The organism is Thermacetogenium phaeum DSM 12270 (assembly GCF_000305935.1).
GTDB lineage: Bacteria > Bacillota > DSM-12270 > Thermacetogeniales > Thermacetogeniaceae > Thermacetogenium > Thermacetogenium phaeum.
Map to the genome: position 1 here is coordinate 2,811,049 of NC_018870.1, position 23,352 is coordinate 2,834,400.

At 57.4% G+C, this 23,352-nt stretch carries 26 protein-coding genes; 3 read left to right on the top strand and 23 right to left on the bottom strand.

Features of this window, described 5'->3' with window-relative positions:
* Positions 1–7: 7 nt before the first annotated feature.
* From TPH_RS13840 to scfA, 22 genes are all read right to left on the bottom strand, one after another.
* Positions 8–1,048: a two-component system sensor histidine kinase NtrB gene (locus TPH_RS13840; RefSeq protein WP_015051814.1), complete on the bottom strand. Its 1,041-nt coding sequence runs from the start codon at positions 1,046–1,048 to the stop codon at positions 8–10.
* Entirely contained in the window at positions 1,045–1,380 is a 336-nt protein-coding gene (locus TPH_RS13845) for a hypothetical protein (RefSeq protein ID WP_015051815.1), read from the bottom strand. The genes TPH_RS13840 and TPH_RS13845 overlap by 4 nt, the downstream gene beginning before the upstream one ends.
* On the bottom strand, positions 1,377–2,381 hold the full coding sequence (locus tag TPH_RS13850; RefSeq protein WP_015051816.1) for a hypothetical protein: 1,005 nt from the start codon (positions 2,379–2,381) through the stop codon (positions 1,377–1,379). The genes TPH_RS13845 and TPH_RS13850 overlap by 4 nt, the downstream gene beginning before the upstream one ends.
* 4 nt (positions 2,382–2,385) lie before the next feature.
* The gene (locus TPH_RS13855) at positions 2,386–3,102 is read right to left on the bottom strand and encodes an RAD55 family ATPase (RefSeq protein WP_015051817.1); all 717 of its coding nucleotides are present in this window, start codon (positions 3,100–3,102) and stop codon (positions 2,386–2,388) included.
* Complete coding sequence (locus TPH_RS13860) at positions 3,099–4,487, bottom strand: ATPase domain-containing protein (protein ID WP_015051818.1); 1,389 nt, start codon at positions 4,485–4,487, stop codon at positions 3,099–3,101. Before TPH_RS13860 ends, TPH_RS13855 begins: the two co-directional genes overlap by 4 nt.
* 387 nt (positions 4,488–4,874) lie before the next feature.
* Positions 4,875–5,246 carry a hypothetical protein gene (locus TPH_RS13865; protein WP_015051819.1) on the bottom strand — a complete coding sequence of 124 codons (372 nt, stop codon included), beginning with the start codon at positions 5,244–5,246 and terminating at the stop codon, positions 4,875–4,877.
* Complete coding sequence (locus tag TPH_RS13870; protein WP_028991259.1) at positions 5,233–5,835, bottom strand: GTP-binding protein; 603 nt, start codon at positions 5,833–5,835, stop codon at positions 5,233–5,235. Before TPH_RS13870 ends, TPH_RS13865 begins: the two co-directional genes overlap by 14 nt.
* A gap of 4 nt (positions 5,836–5,839) precedes the next feature.
* Positions 5,840–6,550, bottom strand: a complete 711-nt coding sequence (locus TPH_RS13875) for a DUF1638 domain-containing protein (protein ID WP_015051821.1) — start codon at positions 6,548–6,550, stop codon at positions 5,840–5,842.
* An 11-nt stretch (positions 6,551–6,561) separates the two neighbouring features.
* A complete protein-coding gene (locus TPH_RS13880) occupies positions 6,562–7,227 on the bottom strand; it encodes a cobalamin B12-binding domain-containing protein (RefSeq protein ID WP_015051822.1) in 666 nt (221 codons plus the stop codon).
* A gap of 28 nt (positions 7,228–7,255) precedes the next feature.
* The gene (locus TPH_RS13885; RefSeq protein ID WP_015051823.1) at positions 7,256–7,975 is read right to left on the bottom strand and encodes a GntR family transcriptional regulator; all 720 of its coding nucleotides are present in this window, start codon (positions 7,973–7,975) and stop codon (positions 7,256–7,258) included.
* Positions 7,976–8,104: 129 nt separating this feature from the next.
* Entirely contained in the window at positions 8,105–9,157 is a 1,053-nt protein-coding gene (locus tag TPH_RS13890) for a uroporphyrinogen decarboxylase family protein (protein WP_345940320.1), read from the bottom strand.
* Between the two features lie 54 nt (positions 9,158–9,211).
* Entirely contained in the window at positions 9,212–9,841 is a 630-nt protein-coding gene (locus TPH_RS13895; protein ID WP_015051825.1) for a cobalamin B12-binding domain-containing protein, read from the bottom strand.
* Positions 9,842–10,385: 544 nt separating this feature from the next.
* Positions 10,386–11,429, bottom strand: coding sequence for an S-layer homology domain-containing protein (locus TPH_RS13900; RefSeq protein WP_015051826.1), 1,044 nt, complete (start codon positions 11,427–11,429; stop codon positions 10,386–10,388).
* A 147-nt stretch (positions 11,430–11,576) separates the two neighbouring features.
* The gene (gene rlmH, locus TPH_RS13905) at positions 11,577–12,047 is read right to left on the bottom strand and encodes a 23S rRNA (pseudouridine(1915)-N(3))-methyltransferase RlmH (protein WP_028991258.1); all 471 of its coding nucleotides are present in this window, start codon (positions 12,045–12,047) and stop codon (positions 11,577–11,579) included.
* Positions 12,047–12,700 carry a class I SAM-dependent methyltransferase gene (locus tag TPH_RS13910; RefSeq protein ID WP_015051829.1) on the bottom strand — a complete coding sequence of 218 codons (654 nt, stop codon included), beginning with the start codon at positions 12,698–12,700 and terminating at the stop codon, positions 12,047–12,049. The genes rlmH and TPH_RS13910 overlap by 1 nt, the downstream gene beginning before the upstream one ends.
* Positions 12,701–12,736: 36 nt before the next feature.
* The gene (locus TPH_RS13915) at positions 12,737–13,267 is read right to left on the bottom strand and encodes a divergent PAP2 family protein (RefSeq protein ID WP_015051830.1); all 531 of its coding nucleotides are present in this window, start codon (positions 13,265–13,267) and stop codon (positions 12,737–12,739) included.
* Positions 13,268–13,287: 20 nt separating this feature from the next.
* Positions 13,288–14,571 (bottom strand): UDP-N-acetylglucosamine 1-carboxyvinyltransferase, encoded by a 1,284-nt coding sequence (murA, locus tag TPH_RS13920; protein WP_015051831.1) that lies wholly within the window; start codon positions 14,569–14,571, stop codon positions 13,288–13,290.
* A 171-nt stretch (positions 14,572–14,742) separates the two neighbouring features.
* Positions 14,743–15,582, bottom strand: coding sequence for a peptidase MA family metallohydrolase (locus TPH_RS13925; protein WP_015051832.1), 840 nt, complete (start codon positions 15,580–15,582; stop codon positions 14,743–14,745).
* A 147-nt stretch (positions 15,583–15,729) separates the two neighbouring features.
* Positions 15,730–16,374: a tetratricopeptide repeat protein gene (locus tag TPH_RS13930; RefSeq protein WP_015051833.1), complete on the bottom strand. Its 645-nt coding sequence runs from the start codon at positions 16,372–16,374 to the stop codon at positions 15,730–15,732.
* Between the two features lie 192 nt (positions 16,375–16,566).
* Positions 16,567–18,192 carry a M23 family metallopeptidase gene (locus TPH_RS13935; protein ID WP_015051834.1) on the bottom strand — a complete coding sequence of 542 codons (1,626 nt, stop codon included), beginning with the start codon at positions 18,190–18,192 and terminating at the stop codon, positions 16,567–16,569.
* A 261-nt stretch (positions 18,193–18,453) separates the two neighbouring features.
* Positions 18,454–19,845 (bottom strand): thioether cross-link-forming SCIFF peptide maturase, encoded by a 1,392-nt coding sequence (gene scfB / locus TPH_RS13940; protein ID WP_015051835.1) that lies wholly within the window; start codon positions 19,843–19,845, stop codon positions 18,454–18,456.
* Positions 19,824–19,979: a six-cysteine ranthipeptide SCIFF gene (scfA, locus tag TPH_RS14940; RefSeq protein WP_015051836.1), complete on the bottom strand. Its 156-nt coding sequence runs from the start codon at positions 19,977–19,979 to the stop codon at positions 19,824–19,826. Before scfA ends, scfB begins: the two co-directional genes overlap by 22 nt.
* A gap of 315 nt (positions 19,980–20,294) precedes the next feature.
* Here scfA and TPH_RS13945 point away from each other — a divergent pair, with 315 nt between their 5' ends.
* The 3 genes from TPH_RS13945 to TPH_RS13955 all read left to right on the top strand — a co-directional run bounded on the left by TPH_RS13945 (position 20,295) and on the right by TPH_RS13955 (position 23,154).
* The gene (locus TPH_RS13945) at positions 20,295–21,260 is read left to right on the top strand and encodes an MBL fold metallo-hydrolase (RefSeq protein ID WP_015051837.1); all 966 of its coding nucleotides are present in this window, start codon (positions 20,295–20,297) and stop codon (positions 21,258–21,260) included.
* A gap of 212 nt (positions 21,261–21,472) precedes the next feature.
* Complete coding sequence (locus tag TPH_RS13950) at positions 21,473–22,093, top strand: sigma-70 family RNA polymerase sigma factor (RefSeq protein ID WP_015051838.1); 621 nt, start codon at positions 21,473–21,475, stop codon at positions 22,091–22,093.
* A 5-nt stretch (positions 22,094–22,098) separates the two neighbouring features.
* Positions 22,099–23,154, top strand: a complete 1,056-nt coding sequence (locus TPH_RS13955; protein ID WP_015051839.1) for a DUF4349 domain-containing protein — start codon at positions 22,099–22,101, stop codon at positions 23,152–23,154.
* Between the two features lie 61 nt (positions 23,155–23,215).
* On the opposite strand, the gene TPH_RS16255 is transcribed toward TPH_RS13955, so the two are convergent.
* On the bottom strand, positions 23,216–23,350 hold the full coding sequence (locus tag TPH_RS16255) for a hypothetical protein (protein ID WP_269077473.1): 135 nt from the start codon (positions 23,348–23,350) through the stop codon (positions 23,216–23,218).
* Positions 23,351–23,352: the final 2 nt, after the last annotated feature.

Below are 23,352 nucleotides of genomic sequence, written 5' to 3' on the forward strand. Positions count from 1 at the left end.
TTGGCCGCTATTTACACGGCAGAATAATCTCCACAGCACACCCGCGGTCTGGGTTGTTGCCGATCCGGATCTCCCCTCCGTGGTTCTCCACGATCGACCGGCATACGTAAAGACCGAGGCCTGTCCCCTTCTCCTTTGTGGTAAAGAAGGGGTCAAAAACCTGCTGGAGGACCTCTTCGGCGATCCCCGGACCCGTATCTCTGACGGTGATTCTGGCCGCGCCCTGCCCGGCGTCAACCGAAGCCTCCATTCTGATCTCCCCGCCGGCTGGTGTTGCTTCCAAGGCGTTTTTCAGGACGTTGAACAATACCTGATGAAACTGCTCCCGGTCGAGGGCCACCGGTGGGAGATCCGGCGCCGGGGAAGAGATGAACCGGATCCCCTTGCCGCTGATCTCGTTCTCTACCAGCGCCGCTACCTCGGCCATCAGCTCCTTCAGGTCGCAGGGCTCACGGCGGGGAATTCCCGGCTTGGCCAGACGGAGATAGTCGGTGAGCAGTGAATTGACGCGGTCGAGGGCGTTGAGCATGATCTCCAGGTAATTCTGAAACCTCGCCCCCCTCACTTCCCTTCTGAGGAGCTGCAGGATGCCCTGCACCGAGCTCAACGGATTGCGGATCTCGTGCATGGCCGCGGCGGCGAGCTGCCCCATGATGGCCAGGCGCTCCGCTCGGAGAACGGCATTCTCCAGCTCCTGCTGCCTCCTGGCATCCCAGAGGATTACCAGCCCTCCGGCTATCCCTCCATCCTCGTCCTTCACGAAATGGGTGCTGAAATAAGAAGGGAACCGGCTGGTAATGGGTGTCACCGGTCCGGTGTAGTTACCCCCCTCTTTCAAGGCCAGCAGTATCGGATGGTCCGGCGGAACCCCTCCCTCCCGGAACACTTCCAGGATGTCTTGGCCGGCAACCTCTTCTCCGGAGATTCCGATAACCTTCGCCAACAGGGTGTTGAGAGCGACGACCTGCCTTTTCCTGTTAAATACCCCAATTCCCAGAGGAATAACTTCCAAAATCTGCTGCATGGACGGTTCTGCGCTGATATTCAATCCTGGCCACTCCTTTGTGCGGTGAAAAACGAAGCGATGAGATCCCCGTGCCGGAGGCGAAAAAGGGAAAAGCGCCCATTCTCCGCCCTTTCCAAGATCCCTATTCTGGCCAGCATCTCCATTGCTTCGAGGACCTCCTTCAGTGGACGGTGCAGGCGTCGGGCAATTCCCGAAGCGGTGTCAACGGTATGAGGGTTGGCCTGAAAAAAGGTCAGCACCTCGATGCGGACAATACTCCCCCGCACGATCTCGTGAATGCCATCAACATCCTGCCCGCCGGGCAAGTATTTCTCCTCTTTGTGCACCAGTTCCTCCTTTTTCACTTCTTTCATTTCATTCCTTCCACCGTTTCTTCCTCAGGGTAGGCGTGAAACTCGCAGCAGTCCCCCTCTACCGAGGCACACTTCATCTCCTCACAGGTGATCGCCCTTCCGAGGACGACGGTCAGGCAGGCGGACAGCTTTCCCCGGAGGAGGTCGCAGGTCGGCCGCGGCGTTCTGTACAGCTCAAGATCTTCCAGCACTGCCGCCTCAAAAGAGCGATAACAGCGGATGACCGCCTGCCCGCCGGCGGCATTCAGAGAGACAAGTTCTACTCTTCCCAGCCCGTAGCTGCTCAGCTCCTCGAAACACACCCTTAAGGCCTCCTCCGGCGCCTCACAAGAATCTTCAATATGCCTGGCAACCGCCAGGTAGGACCTGTAGCCGGCATCGAAAAGGACCTTTTTCAGAATAAACGGAGCGTATTCCTTGATTGCGCTGAGCAAAGAGGTAAAGACATCCTTGTGGAACAGAACTGCCCGCTCCCTCTCAATGTAGACGACATCTCCCTCCCGCCTGACGGCCTCCGTTTTCAGGCGTCGCCTGCTGGGAAAGATCCGGCCGAGACAGACCCCTGCTTTCCTGTCGACGCCTACCGAGGTGGAGTATTCCCGGCCCAGGCTGTGTTTTAAAGCAGCCTGCAGGGCTCCCAGCCGCGGGCAGTAAAACAGCAGCCCCTCTTCTTCGGCTCCCAGGCAGAATTCCCGATAGGTGCACCGCTCCCGCTTCATCGTCACCAGGATTTCCCCTTCATCCTCTTCCAGGGAGAAGCTCTCTCGCTCCAGAAAATTTCTCTCGCCGAGGAAACTGAGGTAAGAATTGCATATCCCCAGAGGATCCCGCTCCCCGGGCAAAAACTGCTCCCCGTAGCTTTCGAGCAAGCTCTCCCCGATCCCTCGCGTAATCTCTTCCAGCCAGTACCTGCTGCCGAACGGCATTGCAGCAGCGGTCCTGCTCAGTGTTAAATAAAGGCTGTTGATGATTTTTTGGTAAATATTCAAGCCATTCTGCACGGCCCTACACCCCCAGATCCGGTGCAAAGATAATACCAAAAACCGGGCTGATGCCGAAGATGTGGGGAACGGCGCTGAACTTTCCGCTTCTCACCTTCCCCACCTGCAAAAGGCGCACCGGCCTCCCTTCGGAGACGCCGAACTTCATGCGCACGATGACGTTGTAAAGGTGGCTGGTGACGGTCATCACCCTCTCCTCCAGCACCCCGTCCACGAACACATCGAGAGCCAGAATGCCCCTTTTGCGCAGGTACTTCAAGCGCGTCCGGTGAAACTCCAGGATCTCGGCCGGCTCAAACGGCGTAAAGAGGGTGCTCAGGCTGTCCACCACCAGGCGCTTCCTCCTGCCGGGAAAACGATCCAGGAGCTCCTTCTCCAGGGCAAAAAACTTATCCAGGCTGCTCTGTCCGGCAATCGCATACTTTTCTCTACTCCCTTCCTCCTCATAGGCGTCGACGAAGATCAGGCGCTGCGCCTCTTCGTAGGCTTTCGTTCCCACTTTGAAGCCCCTCAGGTGCCTGCGCATCACCTCCGGCGGTTCGTCGCAGGCCACGTAGATGCAGGTATCACCGCAGAGCAGCCCCTCCTTGATGAATTCCCCGGCCAGAAATGTCTTGCCGATGCCGGTGTCACCGTGCACCATGATCTGGGTGCCGTATTCCATCCCCTGCGCGATAAGGTTATCAAGCCCCTCAATCCCGAAATACGCCTTGTTGTTCATTGCCACCCTCCCGGACGCGGGAATACCTGAACACCATCCTCTGTTATCTCCATCAGATGGTTTCCGGTAGCGTGAGCGGTACCCCGCATTTTATAGAGTTCCAACAGGCGCATGCGCCTGTTGTGAAAAAGGATCGACTTCAATATAATGCTCCCCTGAACGAGAGACTGGACGATACCGAACTGCCGGTCCTCCTGCCCCACCACGGTCGGGTAAAGGAAGAGGGAAGTACAATCGAGATTCTTGAGATAGGCAAGAAGGAAAAAGAGCTTCTCCCGTAAGGCCGCAGCGTCCTGCACCCCGCTGATCAGGGCAGGCAGGGAATCCAGCACCAGGCGCCTGATCCGGTGCCTCCCGATCAACCCCCTTATTTCCGCAATGAACTGATCGATGTTGACATCCACAAAGGGCGTGTAAAAGATTTGCACCAGATTCTGATCTATAAGAGCAGACAGGTTCCAGGAAAAAGATGCCGAACGGGCGATGATCCTTTCCGGTGGCTCCTCCAGGGAAATATAGCATCCCTTCTCCCTGCAGAGGGCGCCTTTGACCAGGTACTCCGTCCCCAGCACCGACTTCCCGGTGCCCGCCTCACCCGCCACAACGACACCTGCTCCTTCGGGAAAGCCCCCGCGCAGAAGTTCGTCAAGGCCGCGGATCCCCGTCTTCACCCGGCGCTCTGGGGCCAGGGTTCCCTGCGGCTCCTTAAGGAGCGGGCGCAGAGAATAGACGTGGATGCCCCCCTCTTTGATCTGGAAGCTGTGTCTGCCGGAAAAGTGAGGCTGGCCGCGGCTTTTGACGATCTCCAGGGCGCGCCGGCGCTGCAAGCCGTCCCTTTCCCCGTAGTGCAGCCGCACCACAACGTCGACCAGAAATTCTTCAAAGGAATGCAGTTTCTCATCATCGCTCTCCTGCTCCTTCAACAGGAAGGAGGTCAGCCCCAGGCGCCGCAGCCCGTTGCCGAAGGCATATACCGCCTGCCTGAGCTTGAGAGGATTGGAGATCACCTGGCGAAAATGGGAGACGCTGTCGACAACCAGCCGTTTCGCCCTCACTTCCCCGGCGATTTGTTCGAGAAATCTTGATTCAGGCTCCAAGACCACCTCAGGTGAAGTGCAGACCACGCGGAGCCTGTTCTCCTTCTCCAACTGCTGCAGGTCCCATCCCAGGCTGCAGGCGTCCCGGTAGAGCGACTCCGGGAACTGCTCAAAAGTCAGAATCAGTCCGTTCTCCCCGAAATCCTTGGCCCCCCTGTAGACAAACTCAATGCCCAGCGTCGTTTTCCCCGCCCCGGGAATCCCCTCCACAAGCACCATGCTTCCTGCCAGGATACCCCCGTAGAACAGCTCATCAAAACCACTGATCCCGGTGCGAACTTTGAGCACAAGACACCCCCCCTCAGTTCCTGACAAACGGTCAAACAGACAGATGCTATAATTCGACATGATAGGGTGTTTTTCCTTCGTCTGAATATAACCAGTATTTTGTCCAAATTATGTTAAAGGGCACGAGCACACTACCGCCCCGAAAACAAAAACCTCTGGCGAAGCAACGCCAGGGGTTTTTGAGGGGCGGGATGAGACCCGCTGCAGGGATGGCCGGCCCCTCCGGCCGGACAAAGTCGCTTATCGGAATCTCTCCGTAAATTGTCTAAAAGAGCCCCAAGGAAACCTTTGAGAAGAACCTCGGGTGCCGAAAAGCAAAAAATCCATAGAACGAACAGCTTGCGTAGCAGTTATAAGTCCGGAGGGCACTAAGAACAACTTGAGAGGCTAAAGTCCCCGCTCTCCCCGGAGATGCGGCAGTTCGCTCAGGCACCTCTCGACCAGCTCCTCCACCTCTCCCTTCCCAGGGCCGAACACCACGACGTTCAGTCTGAGAGAGGGTTTTAAAAAAACGGAGCCGCTCCACTCTTTCGAGGCCCGGGTGACCACCTTACCGGGCTTCGTGCAGCTGAAGGCGGCATACCGCTCCCCTTCCGTAACAAAGGCCTTGATGTGCCCGGGCACCACCCCTTTTACGCTCAGCCTCTCCGCCAGCCCCAGCAGCAGCTGGGAGACCATCCCCTCCACCTCACAGGCCTTCAGCGGCCGGGGAGGCCTCAGCTCCAGCGCTCTGGAAACCGCCGCCTCATGCAGATGCATCCTGCAGCAACCTCCTCAGGGCCGGTTCATCAAGACCTTCAATGAGAGAAGCGGCCACCACCCCGGCCCGGGGATTGATCTCCTTGACCTTCTCCATAAGCCTCTGCAGCTCACCCTCACCGGCCTCGTCGATCTTGCTGGCAATGACCAGCTTGGCCTCCGCTACCTGGGCAGAGATCAGTTCCGGCATGATCTCCATCAGCTCCTCCCAGCGCCCGGTATCGGCAACGGCCAGGGTGAAGATACCGTCAATCCCTTTCCCGTACCTCTCGAGAGTGTTCAGGATCGTGCTCGGTCTGGCAACACCGGTGGCCTCGATGATCACCCAGTCGGGGCTAAACCTTTCGGCGATCTGGTTCACCGCAAGGGTCAGTTCTCCGGTCAGCTGGCAGCAGATGCAGCCCCCGTAGATCTCTCTGACCTGGAACCCCTCCCCGGAGAGAAAACGGTCGTCGATCCCCACTTCCCCGACCTCGTTCTCGATGATGACCACCTTCTGCTCCCGGTCCACAACCAGGTAACCGGCCAGTTGCCTGATCAAGGTGGTCTTGCCGGAGCCCAGGAAACCGCTTACCAATATTACCCTCATCTTTTCATCCCTTTCCAAAGCCGAACAGTGAAAGATTAGAGAGAGAATCCTTCATGTCGATGCGGAAGTAATCCATAGAAAGCTTTTCCCCGGGCTCCAGGACGATAAAGTTTTCATCCCAGGGGCCTGTCAGCAGCTGCTTCAGCAACCCGATGGAGCCCTTCACCACCTGGTGCTTCAGCCCCATCATGGCGGCGATTTCGTAGGATTTCGCCAGGCAGGCGTCGTCAAGAGGGTATGCTCCCGTATCGATCAGAACCAGCCGCCGGTAGTGCTCCAGCATCATTTTCAAAACCCGCTGCGCCCGCTCTTTGCCGTAGCGCTCCACACAGCGCTCATACTCCCTGATAATATTGTTTTCGTTGACGATCCAGCCCCTGGTCAAGAAGTAGCTGACCATTTCCCGTGAGAGGGCTTCCCTCTTTTCGTAGGACCCCAACAGGAGGGAGATGCAGTCGTCAACCCTGGGCACGATCAGCCGCGCTCTGGTAGAGTGCAGGCCCAACAGCGAGTTCCCGCAGTATCCGTAGCAGAGGATGATGTTCTCCACATTGCTGATCCTGCTCACCGTTTCCTGTAGTCTCATACGCAGGGTTTCTGGGTGGTTGTGGAGCCCCGATTCCACCCAGATCACCGGGTGCTTAACCCCGGTTTCGGTAATCGCCATGTTTACTTCATCGCTCAGCGTCTGGCATGCTATGACTATCGTGCTCATCTCATTCCACCTCATTTAGCTGCTCTGCTTTCAGAAGCGCACCTGCCGTCGCCTTCCTTAAGCAATCTGATGCAGAGTTCCGCGCCCTCCGTGCAGTTTTTCACCCAGTAGTCCGCACCGGTGTAGCTGCAGACGACCTCATTCACCAAGCCGCCGATGATGATCGTCGGCCGCCGCTCCCCAAACCTCTTCTTGATCAGGCCGACCGTCTTTTTCATGGAATCGTAGGCATCGGAGATCAGCCCTGACAGACAGAGAATGGGAGCGCCCGTTTGTTGGAGCTTCTCCAGAAACGCCGCCGGCGATACGTTGACGCCGACGTCCAGCACCTCCAGCCCGTAATGGCGCATTGTCACGATCGTAATGTTTTTCCCTATATCATGGATGTCCCTTTCCACGGTGCCGAATACAATCTGAGGATGTCGACCGCTGTCTCCGGTTCCATCGGCAGGCCCCAGCACAACCTGCTGGGCGTGCTTGTAAATGTCGGCGGCCATTACCACATCGGCCAGGAAGTACTCCCCCCGGTTATATCTCTCCAGAACGATCTCCACCCCGGTCCTGACCTCCTCCAGCAGCGTGAAGGGATCGATCCCCCTGGCGAGGCCGTTGCGGACCAGGGAAATGGCCTTATCCTCCTGAATCCCCGCAACAGCAGAAACTATCAGCTTGCGCACAGCCTGCATCTCCCGATCACTTCCCCCGTCATGGACGTGAAACAGCCTTCAGCCTAAAACGGTCGCCGCGGCAGATCATCTTCGACCATCCGATCGGCCGGTTTTCGGCGGCATAGATGATCTGTTCGATGCACAGGGAGGGAAGCCCTTCCCTGGCATCCAACAGTTCCGCTTCCTCCTTCGACAGAATGCACGGGGATACCTCCATCACGTTTTTAACAGAAATCAGCTCTGTATGTCGGGCTACCAGGTCCGGGAAGGCGGCGTAGGCGATCTCCTTTTCCAGCAGGGGAGCTCCTTTCACATAGGGGAGAAAGCGGGAGTCAACGGCAACCGGCCCCTCTGCCTCGGAGAGGATGCGCCTGATCTTCAGAACCTTATTCCCCCTCTTGACGCCCAGCTTGCCGGCAATCTTTGCATCAGCAGGTACTATTTCCAGTTGATCGAGCTGCACGGAAAAGCCGCTCTTCTTGCCGAAGATGCTCTCTTCAGAGAGATTCAGAACCAGCGTATCCATCCGGGGGGCAGTTACGAAACTCCCCTTCCCCTGAACGGACTCGATGTAGCCGTCTTTGACCAGCAACTCCAGGCCGTGGCGCACGGTCATGTGGCTGACCCCGTACTGCCTGGCGAGCTGGGCTGTGGAGGGGATCATATCCCCGGGCTTCAGTTCGCCCCGGTCGATCTTTTTTTTAAGGTCCTCCGCCACCCGGTAGTAGGCGGGCAAGAAAGAAGTACGATTCTTCATCGAAACCTTATACACCTCTGTGGAGGTGGGCACCCGCCACAGAGGAGAAGAGGGCGGGCGCCCGAACCCTTTCTTTCCTTTACAAGAAGGAATTCTCTATTTAACAGGTGTTTCCTGCAGAATGAGGCTTTAACCCTTCACCGACTCGATCATCGCCTTGACGTTTTCCGGTTTGGCGTTCGGCGGGATGTCGCAGCCTGAAGAAAGGATAAACCCTGAAGGGCCTATCTCGTTGATCAAGCGCCGGCAATAGTCATGCACTTCGTCGGGTGTACCCAGCGATAGCAAGGCCGGCGGCACATCCCCCATGATGCACATGTGGTCCCCCAGCACTTCCTTCGCTTTGAAGATGTCGGTGGCGCCGTCTAGCGCCAGGACGCATTTGCCCTTCGGTAACTCCCGCAGGTATTCCAGGTCCCTGGTCCAGTTGGAGTCGAAGTGCAGGATGGCGACCACGCCCTCTTCAACCACCGCTTCTACCAGCTGCTTGATATACGGAAAAACAAACCTCTTCCACAGCCTTGGTGAAATAAATTCACTCGCCGAACGCCAGCCCCCTACCCAGACACCGATTGGTTTGGTGGCACGCAACATCTTCCTTACATTTCCAATAATATCGGCTATAGCCACATCCATCGCCGCCTGTACCTTATCCGGAATCCGGTACAGGTCCTTTAAAAATGACTGCATTGACCTGCCGCCGCAGAAGATTTCATATGGGATGGTAAAACTTCCACCACAGAAAAGCACAATTCCTAAATCTTCGATAGCCTTTTGTGCTTTCGGTGCAAAATCCGCTATTTGTTGAACTTTTTCTCCCAAATTATCTAATCTATCCCTCAAATAGTCGTGGAAAAACTTATTATATCCTTCATTAAGGATAGTATCATAATCTTCAACTGTCATTAACTCCCGTTCATCCACCTGCCAAATTTCATTTTCAGGCAAATCACGTCCGGGGAGCTTTACCCTGGAAAGCCATATCGTACCAACTATAGGTGCATAAAAATAAGCGCTTTGCAGTGCATCTATCTCTCCTAGATTTGAAAATGACCTGATAATGGTCTTGTTGGAAATTTCCGGGTTAGTGCAGAATTCAGACATTTTTACACCCATATGCCTTGCACAAAAGGCATTAGCCAGTGGTGCAACAGGCACCCGGTCGGGTTTGCCCAAGGCCACCGCCGTCTTGATGCGGTTTAAACGCTCTTCGTACAGCTCCTTAGCAGTCGCCATTTACGCCACCCCCAGCATCTTTTTGGCAACATCCACACCTGCCGGTGCATCTACACAGTAGGCATCTGCCCCCGCATATCTGCAGGTGGACTCATCAACAGGACCCCCACCGATCAGCACCTTTACACCGTCCCGCAAGCCGGCCTGCTCCAGGGCTTCGACGGTGGCCTTCAGGCTGTCAAAGCTGGTGGTCAGCAGGCAGGATAGTCCTACGATCTGCGGTTTGTGTTCCTTTACCGCTTCAACGAACTTCTGGACAGGAACGTCTACTCCCAGATCGATCACGTTGAAGCCGTTGCTGCTGAAAACAAGTCCGACGATGTTCTTCCCGATGTCGTGGATGTCTCCGGCCACCGTTCCCAGCACCATCGTCCCTAGGGTTCCCCCCGTGCTTCCCTTGAGCCTCTCCTGCAGGGGTTCTGCCGCCTTTTTAAAAATATCTGCGGCCATGATCAGCTCGGAAAGATAGTATTCCTGCGCCTGATATCTCTCACCTATGATCTCCATACCCTTCTGCAGTTCCTCAAAGATCTTTTCCGGAGGAACCCCTTCGTCCAGCTGCCTCTTTACCTCGGCGTAAACCTCTTCCTCCAGCATGTCGCCCATGTAGGTAGTCAAAGATGCGCCCATTTTCGTTTCCCCTCCATTTTAAATATTCTTCATACTTGATTCGTTGCAGGAAACACACATTAGTTTAAGCCGGACCGGGCCAGGTCCTTCACTCACCTGCTTTGTAATGAGCCTTCCGGTTTAACCCCTAACTCACACCCCTCCCCAACTGGAATCTGAAGATTTAAATGGTTATACCCTGAGACCAAAGAACATTGTCCGAGGATACCTTGCTTTTTAACTTATATAGATAACTAGATTACTTTAATTATAAAATAATTTCTCCTGGACGATCAACTACTTTTTCTTATAACTCTTACAGCGTTAGATCCGTAATATACTGTAGAAACGCCCTCCTGCTAAATCCCTGAAGGCGGCAAAAATCTCGGCTTATCTTAGGAACCTACGCAAAGGGAGAAAAATGGTGCCCGGCTCGGCGGCCGGAGAGAAGGTAATCGATCTCTCAACGAGGTGCAGCGGCGATCTCCCTCAGGCGGGGCAATTAGAAGGAAAAAATCTCCCCCGTTTCAGCGGGGGAGATTTTTCGTCATGATGAGGGTCATGCTTAAGCGGTTTCAGCGGCGGTCTGTTCCCCCTGGCCGGTCGTATCACCATCTACCGCTGTTGTTTGGTCAGTGGGTTGGGTGAGGGTTTGTCCTGCAGAATCCGCCGGGGGCTGGGTAGCCGGATCTGTTGTATCGCCGGCATTATCATCACTAATCCTGTCGGCCACGGCCGCCAGCATGGCGGCGATTTCGGCCCGGGTTATGGCGCTGTTGGGGTTGAATTTGCCATCCGGGGTTCCTCTGATGATCCCGGCTTCGGCGAGGGCCAAAATGTAACCAAGATCTTCGGAGGAGATCAACACCTGATCGCTAAAAGTGATGTTCGAGGTATCAACGGGTTGCAGCCCCAGGGCTTTGGCCAGCATGACCGCGGCCTGGGCTCTGGTCGCCTGCACCTGACTGTGGAACCTGTTGACATTGACGATCTTCATGGCAGCGGCCTTCTTCATTGCATCCTTTGCCCAGCCGGGCACATCCGGGATGTCGATCTCTTCCCCCTGATCACCGTTGCCTTCGGAAATCTCGTCCTGATCCTCAGAAACCTCCTGGTTGGGTTCGGAGGCCCTTTCTTCATCCTCGGAGACTTCTTCCTCCCCTTCGGAAACCCCGGTTTGATCATCCACAGCAGACGCTTCCTTGCCTTCAGCCCCGGTGCCCAAATCCTCGGCCAAAGATACCATCATTGACACCATCTCGATGCCGGTAACCGGGGTGTCGGGCCTAAAGGTCATGTCCGGGTAACCGTTGATCCAGCCCAGGCTCTGCACTTTAGCGATGCAGTCCTTCGCCCAGTGAGCTTTGGTATCCGAGAACTCACGCTTTACGGACGCTTTTTCCCGTCCCTGCACTTGGACCTTCAGCTGATGAAACTTTCCCTTGTTCTCCTTAAGCACTTTTACGGCCTCACGGACGGCTAAACCCCCACCCTTCACGGATTTGCCTGCCTCGCCGTATTTCCCGTGGTCCTGCCCGGCATAAACAGGATTTGCGATGATAAGCAGCGAAATAATTACAGCGAGTATAATCCATACCGTTCTCTTCATGGAAGATCCCTCCTTACTTAAGTCAATTCAATTATAGGAAATACCTCTTTGATACTAAATAGGAGGTATGTTCTGATTACTGTAGGACTATCGATGTATTATTTTAATCTCTCGAAAGGAGGGAAGGGCTTCCCGCCGGGCAGCGGATCAATAGTGATAAGGCTCACCGCGCAGGATGCGAAAGGCGCGGTAGAGCTGCTCGAGCAGGATGACGCGGGCCAGCTGGTGGGGAAAGGTGAGGCGGGATAGCGATAAAGAGAGGTCGGCCCTTCGCAGGACGGAAGGAGACAAACCGAGGGTGCCGCCCAAGAAAAAGGCAATCTCTCCACGCCCGGCATCCATCTCCCGGCCGAGCCAGGACGCCAGCTCCTCAGAGGTCAAAGCCTTCCCTCCCGGATCCAGAGCGACGCAGAGGCAGTTGGAGGCTTTTTGAAGCAGCCTCTCCCCCTCCCGCTCTTTCACCAGGGTGCGCTCCTTTTCCCTTTCGGGGACGGGTTCGTCGGCCACCTCGATGATGGTCACCCGGGCGTATCTTTGCAGCCTCTTGCGGTACTCCTCCTGGGCCAGGCGATAAAAAGGCTCCTTCAGGTGCCCAACCGCGATAACCTTTAAACGCATCACCGCTGCTGCTTCTCCTGATATAAATGGTGGATGTCGACGGAGAGATGAAATTCAGGGACGCCGGGCTCGCCGACGAGAACCCGGATGCTGTGCCTCTCCTCTCTTAATCCCCAAGAGGCAATCAGCCCCTTCAAATACTCCAGGGTGACCGGCCGTGAAGGATGGGCAAAGATGAGCTGCCCCCCGGGTTTCAGAGAGCTTTGAAGAACCCCCGTGACATAGGGGTTCAGTGCCGGGTTGTAAAGAACATCGGACCCGATAATCCAGTCAAAGCACTGCTCTGCCCTAAAGTCGCGCCAGTCCGCCAGGAGACAGGAAAAATTCTTGATTCCGTTGCGGGCGGCGTTTCTGGCGATGATCTCCAGGGACTCCGGTTTATAATCGGTAAAGGTGACCCTCCCCCCTTTGCAGGCGGCTACCAGGCCGGGCAAACCCAGCCCGGCACCCAGCTCCAGGACGGTTCCCCCTTGAAAGTCGATCCTCTCCCAGATGTACCGGGCAAGGCCGCGCGCCGCCGGCCAGAGCTCCGCCCAATAGGGGATCTGGTCGTCATCCTCGGGGTCGGTCACCAGCTCTTCAACATTGGCCACAATCTCCAGGGAGAGCTCCAGCCCCGGGAGAGCGAACAACATTTCTCTGGTAGTAATCACCTCGCACCCCCACTCCCTTACATCGGGGCTCCCGCTCTAAACCCGCACCACCAGCAGAGCGCAGAGAATGCCGCAGAATGCTCCTACCGAAGCCTCCAGGGGGGTATGCCCGATCATCTCTCCCAATAAGGGAATCCTTCTGGATTTGTCGCAAACCATCTCCTTGATCAGGCGAGAATGCTCCCCCACTACCCTGCGCAGGGTAACGGAGTCATAGATGACGATCCCACCCAGCACCGCAGCCGTCTGGAAGATCGGAGAGGTCCAACCGTAATCCAGCCCCAGTGAAGTTGCCAGGGCAGCGCTGACGGCGGCATGCGAACTGGGCATCCCTCCGCAGCGGAACAGCTGGCGCCAGGCGATGCCGCCATCCGAGCGGTAGGTGAAGGGCTTCATTCCCTGAGTGCAGAATACGCTCAGCAGACCGGAGAGAATGTAGCGCTCCTGAAAGAGCAGCGGCAGAAGGCGCATTCCCCCCCACAGCAGGGCGCCTACCAGGAACAGCGTATAAAAGACCCGGCTCCTGGCAAGCCCCAGAATCCGCGATAAAACCGTGCCTCCAGTCATCCTTTCCCGATCATCCTTCCTTATACGCTCTTGGCCCCCGGCTCTCCGCTTTCATCCCCTGCAACCCGCACGGCGGCGCCAAGGGCGCCTAATTTCTCCACAACCTTCTCGTAACCCCGGGCGATCAGTTCCGCCTGGAGAATTTCCGTTACCCCGCCGGCAGCAAGGCCCGCCAGAAGCAGGGCTGCCCCCGCGCGCAGGTCGGTCGCCCTGACCTGGGTGCCGTATAGCCTCTCCACCCCTTCAATGACGGCGGTCTGCCCCTTGACCCGGATCTTCGCCCCCATCCTTTTCAATTCATCGGCAACCTGAAAGCGGTTTTCAAAAACGTTCTCCACAATGATGCTGGTGCCGCGGGCTAAGGAAAGCAGGGCCATCATGGGTGACTGCAGGTCGGTGGGAAAGCCGGGATAAGGAAGGGTCTTGACATCTGTGGGCAAGAGATCACCTCTGCGCCTGACGGTGATCCTGTCTTCACCGGCAGCGACATCAAGCCCAACATCCTGCAATTTAGCGATCACCGGCTGCAGGTGCCTGGTGATCACATTTTCTACAGTCACCTCGCCGCCGGAGATGCCGGCGGCTATCAAATAAGTTCCCGCTTCAATACGGTCGGGAATCACGCTGAACCGGGCGCCCCGGAACTCGGAAACACCCTCAATCTTGATCACGTCGGTGCCGGCCCCCCTTACCCTGCCCCCCATGGCATTGAGAAAACCGGCCAGATCCACTATTTCCGGCTCCCTGGCGGCGTTTTCGATCACCGTAATGCCCGGCGTCCCCGCTGCCGCCATCATTATGTTCTCGGTGGCCCCTACGCTGGGGAAATCCAGATAGATGCGATTGCCCTCGATCTTCCCCGCCCGGGCCTCGATAAAACCGTGTTTCATGCTCACCTGATATCCCAGCAGGTGAAAGCCCTTCAGGTGCAGGTCCATCGGTCGCGACCCGATATTGCAGCCTCCAGGAAGGGGGATTTTCACCCTTTTCTGCCGCGCAGCAAGCGCCCCCAGAAACAAATTCGAGGCCCGCAGCTTTTTGGCATGTACGTAAGGGAGCTCACCTTCCAGCGGGCCGGACCAGTCCAGGCACAGGGTGTTCTCCCCCGTCCAGGAGGCCCTCCCGCCGATGGCACGGACGATCTCCAGCTGTGTCAGCACATCGGAGATCTTCGGTACATTATCCAGGATCACTTCGCCCCCGCTGATGGCGCTGGCGGCGATCAAAACCAGCGCGGAGTTCTTCGCCCCGCTGATCCTGACCCGCCCCTGGAGCCGCCTGCCTCCCTCGATCAGCAGTTTCATCTCTACCGCATCCTCCACCGTAAGTGCTGAAAAAATCCGCTGTTGCGTTTAAGAAAGCTCAAGGTATGCTGAAAAACCTCTCCTTGCCTTACCGGTATCTGTTATATTCTCGTTCAGGCTGAATATTCCTGCCTTCCCTGATGTTTTATTCTTCGGCAGGACGAGGGGATCTTATACGACACTCTCCTGATAAGACCGCAAAAAGTCGGCCAGGCCTTCTCCCCCTCCCTCCTGCAGCGCTTCATCCAGGGTTTTCCCCCTGCCCAGGGCCTCCAGAATGGCCGGAAGGCAGCCGGCACCGTGCTTTTCTACGAGATATTCCACCAGGTCTTCGGAAACGGCGTAACTGTAATCCTGCCACTCCGGATGGTCGAAATGCCTCTCCAGAGCATCCAGGGTGAGTTTAAGTCTTTCCCGTCCCTCGCCTCCGGCAGCAGCGACTCCAGCATAGCGCTTTTCACCGTACTGCGCCAGCCCTTCGGTTAGCCAGCGGGGGGTATTGCCAGCGGTTTTGTAATCGACCAGCAGGTGGATATACTCGTGAGCAACGGGGCCCTCTTTTCGAAAGATGAGGCTCCTCTCCTCATCGTTGACGGCGTCGATCCAGTCCTGCGGAGAGAGTATCCTGATCACACCCGCCCAGTACACCCCCATGGCGCTTTCCTCGCTCCCCCAGCCGAAAACCCTGTTTAAGGAAGCCCTGTCCCTGTAGACGGCAATGGGAACCTTCTTCTGGGGAAAACAGCCGAAGGCCTCTCCCAGGGGATAATACAGTTTCTCCGCTTCCCGGAGAACCATCCGGGCGTTTTCTTCATCACCGCGCCGGTACCTGACCAGGAAGTGGTCCCCCTCAAGGGTCTGCCAGCGCCAGGTCTCCAAAGAAAAGAGCGCCCGGTGGGCAAAGCGCACGGCCGCCGGGGCTAAGTTACACCCGGGAAGCGGCCGGACAATGTGAAAAGCCAAAACGAAAACCAGGCCAACGGCCGCAATGGCCGCTAATAAGCGCTCCATCCCCAGTTCCTCCTCTCCAGCTTCCATTATACATAAAGAGACAGGGGGCATTAAGAGTCAAATAAAGCCAGCCCGGAACCTTTCCGCCGGGCCGGCTGCCTTTTCAAAAGACCCTTTTCTTTAACGCCGCCTTCTGCTGAACCTGCCTTATTTCATTTTCTCTTCGGCGGCCTGCAGCCTGGAGAGGGCAAACTCCTTAGTAGCCTCATCGATACCGTCGATGGTGGACAGCTTCCTCCAGTCACCGGCAGCTCCCTCCCAGTCCCCCCGGGACTCCCGCAAGAACCCCCTTTGCACCAAGGCCTGCACATTTTCCGGATCCTGCTTCAGCACCTGCTGCAGCTCTGCCTCCGCCTGGTCGGCGGCACCCAGCGCCTGGTAGGCCGCGGCCAGTTCCAGCCTGAGCTGCATGTCCTCTTCTACGGCGAGGGCCTGCCGGTAATGTTCCGCCGCCTGTTCGAACAGTTCCCGGCCTTTATCCTCCTTCCCTTCCTGCAGATAGAGCTCCCCGAGCTGCATCTCCACCCGGGCATAGCCCGTCAGCACCGCCAGATCCCCCGGCCGGGAGGCGAGCATTTCCTGATACTGGGTCAGCAGTTCCTCCAACCTGGCGGTTTCCGTCTGCTCCGCCTCCTGGGATGCAGTTGAGGGGACCCTTCCCCCCTGCGGCTGCCGGTCCGGCTCCAGATACCAGGCAACAGTGGTACCCAGCAGTCCGATGGCCAGCATTCCCACCAGCACCCAGAGCACCACGCGGGCATAAGCGCGCCGCGCTCGGAAAATGTTAAACATCTGCCGCCCTCCTCTTAACCGCTTCCCCGCCGCCGCAGCGGCTCAACTGCCAGCGGTTCTTCTCTCCGAGGAGATTATATCACAAAGGAGGGCCTCAGCTCAGCCTGCCCCCGTGCAAAATCCCCCTTGCAACTGCCGGCCTTCCAAGAGTCCCCGAAAAAGACCCTTCCCTCAGGTTCTTCATCCACACCCTTAGCGCAGGTAGTTTAAGGGGTTCTTCTTGCTCCCCCCTACTACCACCTCAAAATGGAGGTGCGGGCCGGTCGACCTCCCGGTGGAGCCCACGGCGCCGATCACCTCTCCCGCCGCCACGCTCTCGCCGGTCCCGACGCTGATCCGGGAAAGGTGGGCGTAGCGCGTCACCATCCCGTTCCCATGATCGATTGCAACGGTATAGCCGTAGCCGCCCTGCCAGCCAGCGGAAATTACCCGGCCTCCTGCTGCGGCCCGGACTGCCGTTCCCGCAGCGGCGGCGATATCGATCGCTCCGTGAAACTCACCCCCGCGGTAGCCGAAGCCGGAGGTAATCCTTCCGGAAACCGGCCAGCGCAGGACGCCGCTGCCGGAACCGCGCGCCGCCACAGCAGTCACCGTGGACTTGGTCCCTTTAGCCACGATCCGCGGCTTCGGCTCTTTCAGCACCTGACGCCCGATTTCCTGGCGCTCCACCACTCTATCGTTGCGGCGCACCAACCGGTAGACCACCATGGCCTCCCCGCTTTCACCGGAACTGATCACCTTCGTCTGGCCTCTGCGGAGGCTGTCGTTGAGCTGGGTTCGCGTCTCGGGCGGCAGCACCTCCTTCTTGACCAGGGTGCTGGTGATCATCACATGAAGGAGGGGCTCTTCAAGGGCCAGCCGGATCTCCTGACCGACATCCAGCCTTTCCGACGTCAGCTGCGGGTTGGCCTGGAAGATATCCTCAACCAGCAGGCCGTGAGCCCTTGCTATGCTCCAGAGGTTGTCGCCCTCCTTGACGACATAGGTCTTCACCCGTGACGTTCCCCCGTTGAGCACCGTCAGGGCATCCTCCACAGAGAGCACATCCTGCACCGCCACCCGGCGGGAACGAAAGGTGATCTCCTCCTGAAACTCAAAGCTTTCCACCTTTTCTCCGCTCTCTCCGGAGAGGAAGCCATCCCGGAAGCGGTTGAGAAGCTCCTGCGCCGCCTTCCGGTCCGCCAGGATAAAAACAGGCTCGCCGTCGATGCACATTTCCACGGCATTCGTCATCCAGGGGAGCTCCCGGAGGGCGGCCTCGAATTGCTGCAGGGAGTCCATCTCCACCCTTGATGCCATACAGGTCTTATAAACGAGGGAAGAAGGGAGAAAGACATCCTGGCCGAGCTCCCTTTCCAGGGCTTCCTCCACCTTCAACCGCATTTCTTCTCCAGCCTTCTGCGAAGAGATCAGCCCGATCCTCTCGTCACCGTAGTAAGCTGCGCAGGCCAGGTGCTGGCGTGCCATCAGCAGAAAGTTGCCGCCTAAAAGACAACCGGCAAGCACGGCTGCGTAAAAACGGGGGTTTTTCCAGAAGCCCCGCTTCACGCCCCGCTTGCCGGTCCTCAGATCCACCAGGAAACCGACGATTCCTCTTCCGCACCGCCTTAAGTCTCCCAAGACCCACTTTCTCCGCTCATCCAGCCAGCTCATCACCTCCTGCCGGACGCCCTGCAGCCCCGGCGCCAGGGAACCGAAGCGGCTGGAGAGACGAGACTTCGCGACACACCATCTATCCAACAGGGGTTGGCACTGGACCGAAGATAAGAGAGGGGCTTTTTGGCTGCCCTTCGAGTTGTGCGAATTGGCGGTATCCATTTTATCCTCTCCCCTTGCCGAGCAAACACACCCTCTTTGAACACTCCCTTTCAAGGGCTAACTCCTGCCCCGAACGCCGGAATTGTTCTCTCCAAACCGGCCTGCCACAAAGCATCTCACAGCCCGGCTTAGCGAAGAGCGGTGTGCTCGAGAGTGTAGCAACTAACCTAACTTTTTTCAACAGAAAGATTAAAAATCCTGCCCGGCCTTGCATAACAATTGGATTTTTATTATTTTATGGCAAAAGATTACAGGTGCCACTCAGCGAGCACCCAACAACTCCTCGTGCAAGGCCATATAGTAGAGCGCCCCCTCCAGCCGCGCCTGCATCACCCGGCAGGCCAGCGGATCCGGTTTCAGGAGGTCATCCGAATGGTAAGAGGCCTGGGCGTGACAGCCCCCTCCGCACAAAAAGCGCGCCCAGCAGTTAACACACCGCTCTTTGCGATAAATATGTGCCCCCCTGAATCTTTCCTGCAGATCGGTTGCGACGATCCCCCGACGGACGTCCCCCAGCAGATACTCCGGACGGCCGTCGAACTGATGGCAGGGGTAGATCTCCCCCAGGGGATTAACCGCCAGGTACTGATACCCTGCCCCACACCCGGTGAGCCGCTTGGCGACGCAAGGCCCCCCCTGCAGGTCGAGGCAGAAGTGATAAAAGTTCACCCTCCGCCCCTGCTCCTCCAGCTCGACAAGGGCGCGCGCCAGCCGGAAGTACTCCTCCCGCAGAGCGGGAAGGTCCTCCTCCCGCAGGGCGTAGTCAGCCTCCGGAGAAGCCACCACCGGCTCCAGGGAAATGCTTTCCGCCCCCAGCCCCGCCAGGTAGAGGACGTCCCGGGTAAAATCCAGGTTATGGCGGGTATAGGTGCCCCGAACGTAATACTCGGCGCCTCCGACACCGGCAAGGAACCTTTCCAGGCTCCTCCGCACCGCCCGGGAGGTGTTCCCTCCCCCCGGGGTCACCCGGTAGGAATCGTGCACCTCCGGCCTGCCGTCGCAGCTTAAGACCAGACTGAAGCCGTGCTCCCGGAAAAACTCCAGCTCCTCCTCCCCCAGCAGAAGGGTATTTGTGCTGACGGTAAACTTCCACTTCTTTTCCTTCCCCATCTTCAGGGCATAGTCAACGGCGTATTTAATCCCTTCAAAATTGAGGAGGGGTTCCCCACCGAAAAAATCGACGGTCAGGTATTCATAAGGAGTCTCCCGGAGCAGGAAATCCAGTGCCTCGGCGATCACCTCGGGGGGCATGGTCCGCTCCCGGCGGCGCACCTCGCCGGGCACAAAGCAGTATTTGCAGGCCAGATTGCAGTCGTGGGCGATGTTCAGGCACAGGGCCTTGAGGCCGAGGCCTTCCCCCGGGGTGTAGTTCTCCCACTCCTCGCCGGCGGCGAAGAGAACCCCCTCGGCAACCAGCTCCTGCAGCTCCGCTGCCGTTTCCTCTACCTCCGGGGGATCGAAACGGAGTGCCGCCTCTGCACAGGCCTGCCGCCAGTCCCCGCCTTCCAGATAGCTCTGCAGCAGGAACCAGGCGGGCTCATCCAGCCTGTGCAGAGAACCGCTGTTCACATCGAAGGCCAGATAGAAGCCGCCGGCCTCAAAGAGGTGAACGTCGGCTCGCCGGTTAGCGGCTACTCCTGCTTGAGGCTGCAAGCCTGATTCCCCACAGTGCAAGAAGTCTTGCAGGCGGACTGACAGGATACCTGACACTCACCGCAGCCCCGCTCCAGGCGCGGCTTCCTCAGCGACCCCGCCACAACAGTCCTGACGTGTTTTTTCCCTTTCATCACTTTCCCTCCCGAAAAATTCTCACAGACGTTAATTAACCGAGAAGACCGTTGAACAGCTGCGATCTTCCTGACTTCAGCGCTTTCCATTCCTTTCAAGAACAAAGCAGTGTCGAATCAGCCGCTACAATTTTAAACCCATCCCGAAAAAAGCGCAAACCGTTTTTCCCTGCCCTTCTCCTCAAGAGGTCCCTTCTTAACAGAAACGGTGGCGCCTGCTCTCCCATCCGCAGGAGGGAGTCAAGATTCGCCATCCACAACCCGGTCATCTTTGGTAAGATATTAGCAAGAATTTATTTTCGGGGGCAGATAAGCATGGGCTACTCTGAAAAGGACAACAACAAAGGAACGTGCGGGCACGGCCGGAAAATAGCAGAGGCGCTGGAGATCCTCAGAAGGCCGGAGAACAGGCTTAAGGTTGTGGACTATTCCCTTCCCTACGGCGGCGGGGCCATATCCCTCATCGGCATCTTCGACTGCGATCCCGAACGCAATCTGGGCGACTACCAGAACATGAGCTACTACCTCCTGACGGGGGATGCCGAAAAAAGTTCCGCGGTCATCGACCCGGGTCTCAGGGATGCAGGCTGGATCCGGGATCTTCTGGGGATCGCCGACTGCGATGTGATTTTTACCCACTTTCATCTCGACCACTGGATCGGTTACGAACCCTTCAGCAGCTGCAGGTTTTACTCCTCACCCCTCTGCAAGGCCGTTCTCACCCAGATGGTCGGGGCGGAAAGAACGGGGAAGAGCATCTTCGTTGAAGGGCGCTTGAACGATTACCACCGCCGCCCTCTGCCGCTGCGCGCCGCCAACGACGCCGAGCGGTTTCTCCCCTTAAGGGTAGAGATCAGCCCGGTCACCGCCGAAAACCCCTACCGCAACGAAGCCCTCGCCCTGGAGTTTTTCGAGCTCCCCTTCGGCCAGACCGAGGGCACCCTTTACGGAATCCTGCAGACGGAGCAGATCAAGATCCTCTTCGCCGGTGACCTCTTCGTCAATATCAACGGTGAACTCAAAGTAGAGCCTCATTATGCCTTCAAGCCGAAAACAATGGTGATCGCCGATGTCATCGTGATGCTGCGCACCATTCTCGGAAGGGAACCGGGAGCAGCGGTAAGCACTGTGGAGGCCTCTCACATGAAAAAAATCGCCATCCCCGATCTCATCGCCCTCGGTCACGGCGTCATCGACTTTCGGGAATACCGCCCTCACATCAACCACCTTTTGGAGGAACTGGAGGAGCTGATCCGCATCAACAGAGAACACATCATTTAACGCCGACACCGAGAAAAAATGGAATTGCGCCAGCATCCGAAATCAAGTAAATTATATGATAACTGGTAAAACTTCGGACCCCCAAGAGAGATCCCGAACTTCCACTTTCCAAAACCAAAAAAGCAAAAAAATTCTTCCGTTTCGGGAACTTTTTCGTTTCTCATACTGTCTAATCAACTGAGGGGGTCCCGGCACCCGGGATGTGAGTCCTCTTGTCCAAACCGGAAAAATTACGGCTGGATTCCGATCGGATAGACGTCCGGCTCCTGATCAGACAGGCACAGGCCGGAGACAAAAAGGCCTTTGAAGAACTGGTCATAATCTATCAGGATAAGGTATATACTCTGAGCTACTACCTGGCGGGGAACCACAACGATGCCCAGGACCTGGCCCAGGAGGTTTTTTTGAAGGCTTACAGCAGCCTGAGAAGCTTCCGCCTGGAGTCCGATCTCGGCACCTGGCTGCACAGGATTACCGTCAATACCTGGTCGAATATGCGGCGCAGCAGGAACCAGGTGCTCTCGCTGGACGACCCGTTGCAGACTGAGGACGGGGAAATGGATCGACCTCTCGCCGACGGCGACCCCACCAGCGATCCGGCGGTCGCCCTGGAAGAGAAAGAGGTTCAGGTAATGGTACAACATGCCATCCGTTCCCTGCCGGAGGAGTACCGCGCCGTGCTGGTGCTGCGGGAAATGGAGGGCTATACCTACGAGGAGATCGCCGGGATCATGGGATGCTCCCTGGGAACCGTTAAATCCCGCCTCAACAGAGCACGCCGGGCACTGAAGGAAAAGATCTTGCGGCCGGTCGATCACTGCCAGAGGGGGTGAGCAGGATGAAATGCCGGGAAGCGGAGAGACTCTTTTACGAAGTAGGAGAAGAGCGTCTCGACCCGGAGGCGCTGTTGTCCTTGCGCGCTCATGAGGAATCCTGCTCACGCTGCCGGCAGGAGTTTGCTGCCTGGCGGGTCTACCGCAAAGCCTTCGAGAGCGAGGCAATGCGCATCACCCCGCCGCCCGGTTTTGCAGCAAGGGTGATCTCCAGGCTGGAGGAAGCCGCTCCGAGCACAGGGAGCAGCAGAAGAGGAATTCTGGAAGCGTTCAGAAGGAACGTCCTGGTAAAGGGAGCGATTGCGGCCGCGGCGGCTCTAGCTCTGCTGACCGGATCCCTGGCCTTTGCGGAGAAATACTGGTTTAACAGCAGCGCCCCCCGGATCGTCCAGGAGGAGACGGACAGGCGGAGCACGCCCAGCGGGTTGCGTGAAGACGGGAAAATTAAAGAAATTAAAGAAGAAGTGCAGGTGAGTTCCCCCCAGGAGGAGGCGGCGCCGGGAGAAGCGGCTGCTGAGCCGGAAAGCGGAGAAGGGGAAACTGAAACCGGCAACAGCGCACCGACACCGGTCCCGAAACCCAAGCCGGAGAAACCTGCCGCCAATGAGGACCGTCAATACCGCTTCATGGACAACAAGAAGCGCGTGATCACTACCACGATGGTGAAGGCCGCTGTAGCCGACATCGAGCAGGCGCACCGGTTGGCCCTGGGAATAGCCCAAAGTGAAGGGGCTGAAGTGACTTCGACCGTGACCGCCCGGAACGACGGCCGGGCCAATTTGATTCTGCGCTGCACCGTCCCCCCGGAGCGGGCGAAAAGCCTCATCTCCCGGTTCGAGGAACTAGGCACGGTCAAAACCAGGGACACATCGGTGACAGACGTTACCAATAACTTCAGCCGCACCCTGGAGGAATACCGCTCCTTGAGCGCAAAACTGGCAGAGGCCCCGGAAGGCGAAAAGGAACAGCTCCGCAACCAGGTTGAGTTCCTCGCCCGGCAGCTGCAGGAGTGGGACGAAGCCAGTGAAAAAGAGGTGATCGTCCTCTGGCTGGAAGATTAACCGGGAAGCCACGTGCGGGGAATAAAAATGAAAGGCTTTTCATAAGCCTTTTTTTATTGCCTCAATACTGCTCAAATACCATCTGCCCCCCGGCCGCCAACTGGGGGGAAGCCATCCCCGTTCCATCCTTTTTGCAGAACAATCCACAAAGGCTTTCTGCTTCAACGACCGGGGGCTCGCAGACCGGTTCCGCCACAG

Bases quoted from the DNA above. Each gene is read 5' to 3' on its own strand.
- TPH_RS13870 (WP_028991259.1), bottom strand. From the start codon at position 5,835: ATGAGGGTAATATTGGTAAGCGGTTTCCTGGGCTCCGGCAAGACCACC.
- TPH_RS13895 (WP_015051825.1), bottom strand. From the start codon at position 9,841: ATGGGCGCATCTTTGACTACCTACATGGGCGACATGCTGGAGGAAGAG.
- TPH_RS13875 (WP_015051821.1), bottom strand. From the start codon at position 6,550: ATGAGCACGATAGTCATAGCATGCCAGACGCTGAGCGATGAAGTAAAC.
- TPH_RS13865 (WP_015051819.1), bottom strand. From the start codon at position 5,246: ATGCATCTGCATGAGGCGGCGGTTTCCAGAGCGCTGGAGCTGAGGCCT.
- TPH_RS13930 (WP_015051833.1), bottom strand. From the start codon at position 16,374: ATGTTTAACATTTTCCGAGCGCGGCGCGCTTATGCCCGCGTGGTGCTC.
- murA (WP_015051831.1), bottom strand. From the start codon at position 14,571: ATGAAACTGCTGATCGAGGGAGGCAGGCGGCTCCAGGGGCGGGTCAGG.
- TPH_RS13955 (WP_015051839.1), top strand. From the start codon at position 22,099: ATGAAATGCCGGGAAGCGGAGAGACTCTTTTACGAAGTAGGAGAAGAG.
- scfA (WP_015051836.1), bottom strand. From the start codon at position 19,979: ATGAAAGGGAAAAAACACGTCAGGACTGTTGTGGCGGGGTCGCTGAGG.
- TPH_RS13885 (WP_015051823.1), bottom strand. From the start codon at position 7,975: ATGAAGAATCGTACTTCTTTCTTGCCCGCCTACTACCGGGTGGCGGAG.
- TPH_RS13945 (WP_015051837.1), top strand. From the start codon at position 20,295: ATGGGCTACTCTGAAAAGGACAACAACAAAGGAACGTGCGGGCACGGC.
- TPH_RS13915 (WP_015051830.1), bottom strand. From the start codon at position 13,267: ATGACTGGAGGCACGGTTTTATCGCGGATTCTGGGGCTTGCCAGGAGC.
- TPH_RS13925 (WP_015051832.1), bottom strand. From the start codon at position 15,582: ATGGAGCGCTTATTAGCGGCCATTGCGGCCGTTGGCCTGGTTTTCGTT.
- TPH_RS13935 (WP_015051834.1), bottom strand. From the start codon at position 18,192: ATGGATACCGCCAATTCGCACAACTCGAAGGGCAGCCAAAAAGCCCCT.
- TPH_RS13900 (WP_015051826.1), bottom strand. From the start codon at position 11,429: ATGAAGAGAACGGTATGGATTATACTCGCTGTAATTATTTCGCTGCTT.
- TPH_RS13845 (WP_015051815.1), bottom strand. From the start codon at position 1,380: ATGAAAGAAGTGAAAAAGGAGGAACTGGTGCACAAAGAGGAGAAATAC.
- TPH_RS13855 (WP_015051817.1), bottom strand. From the start codon at position 3,102: ATGAACAACAAGGCGTATTTCGGGATTGAGGGGCTTGATAACCTTATC.
- rlmH (WP_028991258.1), bottom strand. From the start codon at position 12,047: ATGCGTTTAAAGGTTATCGCGGTTGGGCACCTGAAGGAGCCTTTTTAT.